This window comes from Verrucosispora sp. TAA-831 (genome assembly GCF_050780145.1).
GTDB lineage: Bacteria > Actinomycetota > Actinomycetes > Mycobacteriales > Micromonosporaceae > Micromonospora.
Genome location: NZ_CP192240.1, coordinates 128,168 through 139,932, shown reverse-complemented (window position 1 = coordinate 139,932; position 11,765 = coordinate 128,168). Strand labels below are relative to the sequence as shown.

General features: G+C 66.8%; 7 protein-coding genes. 5 read left to right on the top strand and 2 right to left on the bottom strand.

The genetic code is table 11. The features are described 5' to 3' along the window. Positions 1–2 precede the first annotated feature (2 nt). Genes ACQVFL_RS00645 through ACQVFL_RS00630 form a run of 4 tightly spaced genes read left to right on the top strand, consistent with a single transcriptional unit; the run spans position 3 to position 8,121 of the window. On the top strand, positions 3–2,039 hold the full coding sequence (locus tag ACQVFL_RS00645) for an SAM-dependent DNA methyltransferase (RefSeq protein WP_431728331.1): 2,037 nt from the start codon (positions 3–5) through the stop codon (positions 2,037–2,039). Between the two features lie 20 nt (positions 2,040–2,059). Continuing rightward, a complete protein-coding gene (locus ACQVFL_RS00640; RefSeq protein WP_431728330.1) occupies positions 2,060–3,676 on the top strand; it encodes a type I restriction-modification system subunit M in 1,617 nt (538 codons plus the stop codon). Further along, positions 3,669–4,880, top strand: coding sequence for a restriction endonuclease subunit S (locus ACQVFL_RS00635; protein ID WP_431728329.1), 1,212 nt, complete (start codon positions 3,669–3,671; stop codon positions 4,878–4,880). Before ACQVFL_RS00640 ends, ACQVFL_RS00635 begins: the two co-directional genes overlap by 8 nt. A 31-nt stretch (positions 4,881–4,911) precedes the next feature. Beyond that, on the top strand, positions 4,912–8,121 hold the full coding sequence (locus tag ACQVFL_RS00630; protein ID WP_431728328.1) for a type I restriction endonuclease subunit R: 3,210 nt from the start codon (positions 4,912–4,914) through the stop codon (positions 8,119–8,121). Positions 8,122–8,266: 145 nt separating this feature from the next. Here the strand turns inward: ACQVFL_RS00630 and ACQVFL_RS00625 are convergent, their stop codons facing one another. Together ACQVFL_RS00625 and ACQVFL_RS00620 are read right to left on the bottom strand one after the other, a co-directional pair. Continuing rightward, positions 8,267–9,217 carry an FAD-dependent oxidoreductase gene (locus tag ACQVFL_RS00625; RefSeq protein WP_431728327.1) on the bottom strand — a complete coding sequence of 317 codons (951 nt, stop codon included), beginning with the start codon at positions 9,215–9,217 and terminating at the stop codon, positions 8,267–8,269. 15 nt (positions 9,218–9,232) lie between these two features. Next, a complete protein-coding gene (locus ACQVFL_RS00620) occupies positions 9,233–10,654 on the bottom strand; it encodes a carph-isopro domain-containing protein (protein WP_431728326.1) in 1,422 nt (473 codons plus the stop codon). A gap of 200 nt (positions 10,655–10,854) precedes the next feature. On the opposite strand from ACQVFL_RS00620, the gene ACQVFL_RS00615 reads away from it, so the two are divergent. Beyond that, the gene (locus tag ACQVFL_RS00615) at positions 10,855–11,763 is read left to right on the top strand and encodes a radical SAM protein (protein WP_431728325.1); all 909 of its coding nucleotides are present in this window, start codon (positions 10,855–10,857) and stop codon (positions 11,761–11,763) included. Positions 11,764–11,765: the final 2 nt, after the last annotated feature.

Genomic DNA, 11,765 nt, shown 5'->3' with positions numbered 1-11,765 from the left:
CCGTGGAGACGGAGTTGATGTCGCAGCGCGAGATCGCGCTGCTCGCGCGAGTCAGAAAGCCTGCGGTCACGACTTGGCGCCGGCGGCACCCCGACTTCCCTGCGCCCGTGCCGGGCAACCATGGACAGCCCTTGTTTCCCGCGGACGCTGTCGTGTCGTGGCTACTCCGGACCGGGCTCGGCAACGCCGACCGGGACACCCTGCGTGCCGAGCGGTCCCTGCACACGCTGGCGGCGTACGCCCGGCGGCACGGCGGTCGACGCACGATCGTCGTCCTCGGCGCCGCTCTCTGCCTCCGCCATCTCACCGGCGAGCCACTGCCCGCCGATCCTCTGCTGATGGCTCGACGCCTCGATCCCGAGGACGAGTTTCTGCTGCACGAGTTGGCCGATGCCCCGGAACCGACCGGGCTCGCCCAACTGGTCGAGCAACTGATCGAAGGAGCCTTCGACCCCTGGCACAGCTGTCAGTTCCTGCTCAGCTCCGCCAACCGCCTCGGCTGGCCTGAGCTGACAGCGGATGCACTCACCCCGGAGACGGTGACCCTGATCCGTCGAGTGGCCGACGTGCCGACCCGGCTGCGCGCCCATCGCACCGTCACCATCGCCGACGGCAACGCGGGCGCAGGCGACCTACTGGCAGCGCTGGTGAACGACCAGGACCGCGACAATCTGCGAGTCAACGCGGCCGTCGCCGACGAGGAGCTCGCCCGTCTGGTGCGCCGGCAATTACTTCTCGCCGAGTTGCCCGAATTCCAGTTCGACGTGCGCGCCGATGAGCTGAACGAGGAGTTCGCCGAACCGGACCTCATCGTCACCCGACTCCCCTACCAGCCGGCGGAGAGCCGAAATGCCCTCGTCGACCTCGACCGGGTCGAAGCGATCGCCGATCTGTTAGGTCCGGGCCGTACGGCCATCGTCGTCGGTCCCGCCAGCAGCCTCGTCGACCAACTACGGGACGGGCCAGCGGCGTTACGGCGGTCTGCGCTGCTGAGTAGCGGCATCGTCGAGGCAATTGTGCAACTGCCGGGCGGCGTCTACCCGGCCAGGCCTGGGCATCGCGCCGCTCTCTGGCTGCTGACACGGGACCCGCTCCCCACCACCAAGGGCCGAGTGCTAATCGCCGACCTCAGCGGTCACGCCCTTGACCACACCACTGTCGAGTCCGCAGCCGAGGACATCCTCCTCTGGCGCGCGGAAGGGCACCGCAGAGACGGCCATGATCCGCGCACCGGCCGAATCGTCCTACTGGAGAGCCTCGACCTGCGCCGGGCTGCCGCGCTCCGGCCGCCCGGTCCAGCGTCAGTCACCCTGCGTGCCCGCCTGGCCGCCGACCGCCCCGCACTCGTCGGCGAGGTCGAGGGGCGTCTGACCGACGCTGAGCAAGAGGCCATCCGGTACGGAAAGGAGCACGGCTTCCTAAACCTCGCAGCGGTGCAGCGCGAGGGAATCAGGCCGAAGGAGCTTTCTTGCGAGGCGCTACGAACGGCTCGCCGGGTCCGCCCCCTCACCGGACACCGCCTGAACCCCGAGCATGTCGGCCCGCGGGGCCACCATCGGGTCATCGGCGCGACAGAGGTACTGGCGCAGTCGTCCAAGCGCTGGATGGACCGACTGACCCTCGCCGCGCAGTACCCGCAGGTCGCTCTTACCGAACCGGGTGACCTCGTGGTCACCAGCGTCCCCCAGTTCGGGGTTCTCCTCGATAACGAAGGCTTTTCGGTGATCGAGTTTCCGGCCAGCGGCCTACGTATCTCCTCTAGCGACCCGTTCACTCCCCGAGTACTGGCGGCACTCCTGGGCACTGCCCGCAACATGGTGCGCAGCCCTGGTGCAGTGCGGGGGCCGCGACTGATGGACGCCACGATCCCCGACCTGGCTCGTGAGGAGGCGGCCCGCTTGGACGAGGCGCTTCGCCGTCTGGAAGAACGCGAGCACCTACTGCAGCGGCAGGCCGACCTCCTGGCGGCGTTGCGCGAACTCATCGTGACCGGCTTCGCCGACGGCACCCTCACGACTCTGTACGGTACGAGCTCCTGAACGAGAGAACGGAACACCTAGTGCCCCCACGTAGACGTGCCAACGGCCAGGCCGAGCTCTTCGGCGTGTCCAGCACCAAGCAGATCCAAGACATCCTGTGGAAGGCCGCCGACAAGCTGCGCGGCTCCATGGACGCCGCCCAGTATAAGGAGTTCGTCCTCGGCCTGGTCTTCCTCAAGTACGTCTCCGACGCGTTCGCCGAGCGCCGCGACCAGATCGCCGACAGCCTCTCCGACATCCCGGAGAACCGCCGCGCCGAGTTCCTCGACGAACGCGACGAGTACACCAGCGCCAACGTGTTCTGGGTTCCAGAGAACGCCCGCTGGGACTACCTGGTGGAGAACGCCCCCGGCGGTGTCGGCGAGCTGCTCGACAACGCCATGGACGCGATCATGCGGGAGAACCCGGCGCTGACCGGCGTCCTCCCGAAGATCTTCAACCGGGACAACGTCGACCAGAAGCGGTTGAAGGAACTCGTCGACCTGATCAGCGATGCCCGCTTCACGGGCCACGGCGATCGGAAGGCACAGGACGTCCTCGGCGAGGTGTACGAATACTTCCTGGAACGCTTCGCCCGCGCCGAGGGCAAGCGGGCTGGCGAGTTCTACACCCCGTCCAGCGTGGTGCGGATTCTCGTCGAGGTGCTGGAGCCCTACGAGGGCCGGGTCTATGACCCGTGCTGCGGGTCCGGGGGCATGTTCGTACAGTCGAAGAAATTCGTCGAGGCCCGCGCCGGCCGAAATCACACCCACGACATCGCCGTCTACGGGCAGGAAGCCAACGAGCGCACCTGGCGGCTGGCGAAGATGAACCTCGCCATCCACGGCATGGACCCTGCGGGCATCGCCGACCGTTGGGCCGACACGTTCGCCGACGACAAGCACCCGGACCGGCGGGCCGACTTCATCATGGCGAACCCGCCGTTCAACATGAGCGACTGGGCGCGCAAGGTGGGTGACCCTCGCTGGCGCTACGGGACGCCGCCACAGAGCAACGCCAACTACGCCTGGCTCCAGCACATCCTCTTCAAGCTCGGCGACCGGGGCAGTGCAGGTGTCGTCCTTGCCAACGGCTCGATGTCCTCCAAGCAGTCCGGCGAGGGTGAGATCCGCCGCGCGATGGTCGAGGCGGATGTGGTGGCCTGCATGGTCGCCCTCCCGCCGAATCTGTTCCGCACCACCGCGATCCCCGCCTGCCTCTGGTTCTTGACCAAGGACAAGACCCCGCAAGGCGCCAAGGCGCTGACCGACCGGCGCCACGAGATCCTCTTCATCGACGCTCGCGCTCTCGGCACCATGGTTGACCGCACCGAGCGTGTCCTAACCGACGACGACATCGCCAAGATCGCCGACACCTACCACGCCTGGCGCGGCACCAGGTCCGCCAAGACCAAGGGTCAGACATACGAGAACGTGCCCGGCTTCTGCTACTCCGCGAAGCTCGACGAGGTGGCCGCCCACGACCACGTCCTTACCCCTGGCCGCTACGTGGGCGCTGCCGAAGCCGAAGAGGACCCGGACGCCGAGCCGCTCACCGACCGCATCGAACGCCTCACCAAGGAGCTGTACGCCCACTTCGACGAATCCGGCCGCCTTGAGACGGTCATCCGGGAGCAACTTAGGAGGGTAAATGGCTGAGTACGGCGAGATCGCAGCCGGGCTCCCACAAGACTGGCGGGTTTCCACCCTCGGTGAACTTGTCGAGGATAAGGGAATCTCATATGGAATCGTTCAGCCCGGCAATCATATCGCTCAAGGCATTCCAATCGTTCGGGTGAAGGACCTAAAGAACGGGCGGATCGACACAACCGATCCGATGCGCGTCGCCCCTGAGGTCGAGGCGGCATACGCCCGCACACGGTTGAGTGGAGGTGAGGTACTCCTCTCCTTGGTCGGATCGGTGGGAGAGTCCGCCGTTGCGCCAGCAAGCCTTGCAGGCTGGAATGTCGCTCGCGCCATCGGTGTCCTAAGGGTCAACAAATCCATCCCCGCACAATGGCTCAACCTTTGCCTCTCCACCGAACTAGCCCAGCACTACATCGGGATGTTCCTGAACACCACCGTGCAGGCAACTCTCAATCTAAAGGATGTCAGGCGCTTACCGATCGTCATTCCTCCAACAGAAGACATGAAGGCGATTACAGCTGTTCTGACTGCAGTGGATGACAAGATTGCGGTCAACGACCGCATCACCTCCACAGCCGACGGCCTTCGTTCATCGCTGCTGCAGGACGCACAGAAACAGAGGCCAGACGACTTCGTGGCCCAGCCTTTGTCGCAGGTTGCCGAGTTTATTAACGGCCGAGCCTTCACAAAAGATGCGACCGGGAACGGCCGCATGGTAGTCCGCATCGCGGAAATCAACTCCGGCCCCGGACCGTCAACCGTGTACAACGACATAGCGGTTGATGAGAAGCACCTCGCCCATCCCGGCGATATACTATTTTCTTGGTCTGGGTCTCTTACAGTCACGCGCTGGTTCAGACCCGAAGCAATTATCAATCAGCACATCTTCAAGGTAATCCCGCACGGCGACAATCCGAAGTGGATTGCCTTCGAAGCCGTGAAATCAAAACTAGCCGATTATCGCACCGTCGCCGCGGACAAAGCAACCACAATGGGGCATATTCAGCGACGCCACCTAGACGAAGAGGTGGTCGTGCCGATCCCTGAAGCCATCGACCGTCTCGACCGGCAGGCAGGCAGCCTGTGGCAGCGCGCGTTAGTAGCCGAGCAGGAGTCTCTGACGCTGGCCGCGCTGCGGGACAGCTTGCTGCCGGAGTTGATGTCGGGGCGGTTGCGGGTCAAAGACGCCGAAAAGTTTGTCGAAGAAGCGGTTTAGGTAGGTAAACGGTTCACGGGGAGGGGTTGTGATGGGTGCGGGTGGGTGGATGAACGAGGCCGACTGGGAGGGGCTCGCGCTGGATCAGCTCGGTGAGCTCGGGTGGGAGCCAGGTGCCGGGAAGGATTTCGCGCCGGGGTCGGGGCAGCGGCAGACTTGGGCCGATCTGGTGCTCGTCGAGGACCTGCGGGCCGCGGTCGAGCGGCTCAACCCCGACCTGCCGCCCACGGCGGTCGCCGACGCGGTCCGGGCCGCCACCGACGTCGCCTCCCGGGAGGCGTTCGCCGAGAACCGGGCGGCGCACGGGCGACTGGTCCACGGCGTCCGTTCCATTACGTACACCGACGCGTTCGGTGCCGAGCACAACCCCACCGTGCGCCTGGCCGACCTGGACGACCCCGACCGCAACGTCTACCGGGCGATCAATCAGGTCACGATCGTCGACGGCGACTTCCGGCGCCGGTTCGACATCGTGCTTTACCTCAATGGTCTGCCGGTCGCGATCGTGGAGCTGAAGAACGCCGCCGACGAGAACGCCACCCTGACGGGCGCGCACGCCCAGCTTCAGGCGTACCTCGCGGAGTTCCCGCTCGCCTTCCGGCATGCCGTCCTGTGCCTGATCTCCGACGGCATCACCGCGAAGTACGGCACCCCGTTCACCCCCTACGAGCACTTCGCGCCGTGGAACGTCGACGACGAGGGGGAACGGGTCGACACCAGCTCGCCGGACTACGACGGCCCGGAAGCGCTCACCGTCGCCCTCCACGGCCTGTTCAACCAACGGCGCTTCCTGGAGCTCACCGGCGGCTTCGTCAACTTCACGTCGAAGGCGAAGCGGATCGCGAAGGCGCACCAACACTTCGCGGTTGTCCGGGCCGTCGAGTGCATCGTGCGGGCTTCGCAGAGCGACGGGAAGGCGGGCGTAGTCTGGCACACCCAGGGCTCCGGCAAGTCCGAGGAGATGGTGTGCACGGCGGCGATGACCGCCCGTCACCCCGCCTTAAAAAATCCGACCATCGTGGTGCTCACCGACCGCAACGACCTCGACGACCAGCTCTTCGACACCTTCCTCGACAGCCAGACGCTGCTGGGCCAGGAGCCGGAGCAGGCCGACACCCGCGCCGAACTGCGGGACAAGCTGTCGAACCGCAACGCCGGCGGCATCATCTTCACCACGCTGCAGAAGTTCGGACGTACGAAAGAAGAGCGCGACGCCGGGAGGCCGCATCCGCTCCTTTCCTCCCGGCGCAACATCCTGGTGATCGTCGACGAAGCGCACCGCAGCCACTACGACAGCCTGGACGGTTACGCTCGCCATCTCCGCGACGCGCTGCCGCACGCCACGTTCATCGCCTTCACCGGCACCCCGATCGCCACCGCCGAGGTAAACACCCAGGCCGTCTTCGGCAACCATATCGACGTGTACGACCTCAAGCGTGCCGTTGACGACGAGGCGACCGTGCGGGTCTACCACGAGCCGCGGATCATTCCGGTGTCGCTGCCGCCGGACATCGACCCGGAGAGCATCGACGAGCAGGTGGAGAAACTCACCGCCAGTCTGGACGATGCGGAGCGGCGTAGGGCCGAGGCGTACGCGGCCACCATGAACACCGTCTACGGCGCCCCCGACCGAATCGATACCCTCGCGAAGGACCTCGTCGAACACTGGGAGAAGCGGCGGGAGCTGATGCGACCGCAGCTCGGCGGGCCGGGCAAGGCGATGCTGGTCTGCGCGACCCGGGAGATCTGCGTTCGCGTCTTCGACGCCCTTAGGGAGTTGCGACCCTGCTGGGCGGACCCTGCCGTCGACAAGGGCAAGATGAAGATCGTCTTCCATGGGGTGCCGAGCGACAAGGAGGTGCTACGCCCGCACCACCTGCGCCCGTCACAGCAGAAGACCATCCAGGCACGCGCCAAGGACCCAGACGACGAGCTGGAGTTGCTGATCGTCCACTCGATGCTGCTCACCGGCTACGATGCCCCGCCGATACACACCATCTACATGGACCGGCCGATGAAGGGCGCCAACCTGATGCAGGCGCTGGCCCGGGTCAACCGCCGGTTCCGGGAGAAGCAGGACGGCCTGCTGGTCGGCTACGCCCCGTTGACCGAGAACCTGCGCAAGGCGCTCACCGAGTACACGCCCAGCGACCAGGAGGACCAGACCCTCGGCAGGGAGATCGACCGGGCAATCAGCGAGGTGTACAACGAGATCGCTGTCATTGAGGCCATGCTGACCCCAGTCAAGTGGCGGAAGATCCTGGACGACGAGACCGACCCGACCCGCTGGCGCCGGGCGGTGAAGAAGGCCGCCAACTTCCTGCGCAACCCACGTACCCCCGGCAACGACGTCGAGCCCGGCACGAAGCCGCTGCACCGGCGATTCCGTGACTCGGCGGGCCGATTGGAACGCTTCTACACGCTCTGCGCGACCAGCCGCGACTTCGTTGAACGCGCCGGTGACATCCAGCGGATGCGCCGCGACATCCACTACTTCCGCGACGTCCGGGTCTGGATCGTCAAGGAGGAGGCCGCCGACCGGGAGGCCAAAGGCCTGCCCAACACAGCCGAGGTGGAACGCTACCTGTCCCAGCTCGCCGCCGAGGTGGTCGACGCCGCCGACATCACCGACATCTACGAGGAGGCGGGCCTCGGCAAGCTCGACATCACCGAGCTCAACGGGGTGGCGTTGCAGCGCCTGCAGGAATCGGAAACCCCGCACCTGGCCGCCGCGGCGTTGCGCCGGCTGATCGAGCGGAAGATGCGTGAGGTCACCAAGCACAACGTGGTCCGTCAGGAGCGCTTCTCCGCACAGCTCGAAGACCTGATGAACCGCTATATGCGTCAGCAATTGACCAGCGCGCAGCTGATCGTCGAGCTGGTCGAGCTGGCCAAGCAGGTGTCCGCAGACGCCCGCCGCGGCCAGCAATTCGACCCCCCGCTCAACCACGCCGAACTGGCCTTCTACGACGCCGTCGCCCAGAACGGGGCGGCCACGGAGCTCATGGGTGTCGGCACCCTGGCGGAGATCGCCCGAGAACTGGTCAAGTCGATCCAGACCTCTATTACGGTGGACTGGTTCTCCCGTGAACCGGTACGCGCCAAGCTCCGCAGCCACATCCGGCGCCTGCTGGCCCGCTACGACTATCCACCGGACCACGAGCGCGCCGCCGTCGACCTGGTCATTCGCCAAATGGAGACATTCGCCAATGAGTGGTCGCCCGGAGCGGCCGGGAGATAGCCACAACGAGCTCGCACCTCGGCCGGGTGGCAGGGGCAGCCGCGAACACCTACGTTGCTCCCCATTGGCTTCGGCCGAGCTTTTCCTGTCCGTTGCGAGGGCATTGCGGCGTTGGTGGTCGAAGCCGTAGCGGCAAGCCCTCCCGTCAGAGTCTGGCTACGACCTCGGCGGCGCAGCCCCAGGAGAGCGTGATGCCAGCACCGCCGTGGCCATAGTTATGAATCACCGTGACGCCATCAAGGCGCTCCTCTTCGACCCGGACGCCCGGCCGCGTAGGGCGTAGCCCGACGCGGTGCCCGATCACCTTTGCACCGTGGAGACGTGGTTCGACATCGCTGCACCGGGCGATGATCGCTACAGCAGCGCCCTGATCGGGCTCCCGGCTCCACTCGCCAGGCTGGGCGGTGCCGCCGAGAACCATGGTCTCGCCTTGCGGGTAGAAGTGCAGCAGGTCGGGAGACAGCCCGGTGTCTTCGGAGAAGAACTCGGTTATGCCAGGGTTCTCGACAATGACGAGTTGCCCGCGGATCGGGGTCAGCTCGGGATCCAGCACCAGGTCCCGCGCGCCCATGCCGGCGCAGTTGACGACAACAGGCGCGACCCCGGCAGCTTGCTCGAGTGCGTCGATCCGCCGGATCTCGACCTGACCGCCGCAGGCAGCGAACCGTTGTTCGAGGTAGCCGAGGTACGTAGGCATGTCGATAATCGGCGCGGTGTAGCGCCATCCAGCGACGAAATCGTCCGGCAGCTCATCCGCCTCGCAAAGCCGAAATCCGTCGAGCTGGTTACCCCACTCTGGTGGTGCGACGGGCTCGCGAGAGGCTTCGATGCCAGAGACGAGCCGTACGCCGGTCTGCGGGTCGGTGGCGAGTTGCCATAGCACATCCAGGGTCTGGGCACTCCAGACGCGTACCCGGTTGACGGGTTCGACGAGGTACGGACCCCACATCGCGCCTGCGGCGTTCGAGGTGGTCTGCTCGGGTGGCTCAGCGGCCCAGATGGTGACGCGTAGGCCAGCTTCGGCGAGGCAGATGGCGGTGGTGAGGCCGGATACGCCAGCGCCGATAACGAGGGCGTCGAGGTCGCGGCGGCTCATTGCTCGACCGTAGTGTCAGGTGGGCTGGCGCGCGAGGGCGTTCTCCAGGTCGGGCAGGAGGTCGGCGACGGCGTGGTTGCGTTGGCGGCGGCGTAGCTCGTGGGCGAGAGTGTTGAGCAGGGCCGTGCTGCGCGGTGAGCGGACCTGATCGAGGCGAGGTAGGGCCATCCGGGTGACGGCACAGGCATCGTCGAGTTTGCCATGAGCGGTGTAGCCGAGGGCGAGCCAGGCGCCTTCGTAGAGGGCTCGTCGCTGGTAGGGCACGTCCGGTCGGCGAGCGTATGCCCCGGTGCGCAGGAGTGCTTCGCCCTTGCGGAGCAGGGCGCGTCCGTCGATGCCTCGGCCGGTGGCGACGGTTTGGCGGCCGGCGAGGATCATCGCGTATCCGGTCTGGCAGTCGAGGTGGTTCGGGGTGAGGTAGTACATCCACTCGGGGTCGCGGTCGGGTTGCCGGGCGGCGAGCCGGTCGCGGGATTCCGTCCAGGCGCGTTCGCAGTCGTTGACTTGGCCGGCAGCGGCGTAGGCGTACGCGAGGCGGGACAGCACGGACGCCTGGACGCTCGCGGCGGATCGGCCGGCGACCCGGCGGGCGGCGGTGCCGAGACGCAGACCGTCGTCGGCGTCGCCGAGGGAGGCGGCCTGGAAGGACAGATCGGCCAGGATGTGCGCTTCCATGGAGCGGTAGCCGGCGTCGTGGGCGGCGCGAAGTCCGGTGAAGAAGTAACGCTGGGCCAGTCCGTGCTGGTCGGCGTCGAAGGCTTTCCAGCCGGCGAGTTGGGCGAGGTCGGCGAGGGCGACCAGGAGGCGGCGGGTGGTGGCGTCGGTGTGCCCACCGTCGCGGAGGACCAGGAGGACGGCGCGGACCTGGGCGCCGACGTAGCCGAGGCCAGCGGCTCCGCCTTGTTCGTCGTCGAGGAGTTGAAGGCGGGGCACGCTGGCTTCGATCTGTTCGACGAGTGGGTCGTCGGGTGCGGCGGCCGGGGGCGCGGTGCCCGCAGGTAGCTGGGCGTCCAGGTAGATGTTCACCGCCTGGGCGAGGGCGGCCCCGGATACGGAGAGAAACATCCTCCGGTCCACCAGACCTCCCAGCAGCCAGTCCTCGGCGACCAGCATGGTGCTCGCGCGGGTCCACGGGCCGTCCATGCCGGTGCTGGCCGTCATTACCAGAGTGCCATCTACCGCGCCGGGTCGCCCGTGCCAGAGGTCCCCGGCGGTCACGACGCGGCCGAGTCGGCGGGAGAGGACGTACGCGGTCAGCGCCGGCAGCGGTGAGCGCGGAACTCCGCCGGCATCGCGCCAGTGGTAGGGCGCGGTCTCGGCGAGCGTGCCGGCACCGAAGAGTCGGTTGATCTCACGGGCGAGGGTACGCGGGGTGAGCCCGGCCTCGGCCATGAGCGCGGCGAGGGTGTGGTTGGTGCGGTCGGGACGCGAGGCCATCTGCTCCTCCGCAGGGTCGACCGACAGTATCGCGGAGGTATCCCCCCGTGGTGGTGCTGTCGGTCGATGAATTGACGGTGTTGACGCTTCTATCCCCTGCCCGGGATGGGTTGGTCCGGGGTCTGCTGGACGTGGCCCCGCCGGCGTACCGCCATCAATGGCTGCGTCGGCGGGTGATCCGACCGGCGAGCGGAGGACCGATGCGCACCTCAGCGATGACCCAGGCGAGGCCGCCGTGGGAGTGGGAGTTCGACTGGCACCTGACAAACCGCTGCAACTTCTTCTGCGAGTACTGCCACCCGCAGATCCGGTTCGTGCTCAACCGGAAGCATCTCGACGAGCCGGCACCCGAGCTGGTGGTACGGCGGTTCGACGAGTTGGGCAAGGTGTGCCTGGTGCACATGTCCGGCGGCGAGCCGTTCATGTACCCGGGTTTCGTCGAGCTCTGTGAAGGGTTGACCAACAACCACTTCATCAGCATCAACACCAATCTCGCTTCCGACGACGTGCAGGGCTTCGCCGACAGCGTTCCGGCCGAGCGGGTGGCAAAGATCGTGGCCGCGATCCACCAGCCGGAGCGGGAGTTGCGCGGGCTGGAGCTGGACGCGTACGCCCGCAACTATCTGGTCCTGCGGCGGGCCGGGTTCGACGTGACGGCGCTGTACGTGCTGTACCCGCCGCTGCTGCCCCGACTGGCCGGCGACCTGACACGGCTGCGGAACCTGGGTGTGGACCACGTGCGGGCCAAGGTGTTCAAGGGCGTTCACCAGGGTGTGCGTTATCCGGAGGGTTACACCGAGGATCAGAAGGCGCTGGTCCTGGCCAACTCCGGTGAGTACGTGTTCAACCGGCCGTACCTCGACGGCATGCTCTCCTTCCGCGGCCAGGCATGCACGGCGGGGGTCACCTCGTTCAAGGTGACCGTCACCGGCGATGTCCGCCGCTGCGCCTCCGTGCCGACCGGCTACGGGAACCTCTACGACGGCACCTTCCGGCCCGTCCACGTCAACGAGGCGTGCCCGGCCAAGCGGGTGCTGGTCCTGTCGCAGTGCCTGTCCTACCTGGTCGATCCGCCATCTCGGGCGGACACCGACGCCGACGACCTCTGAGC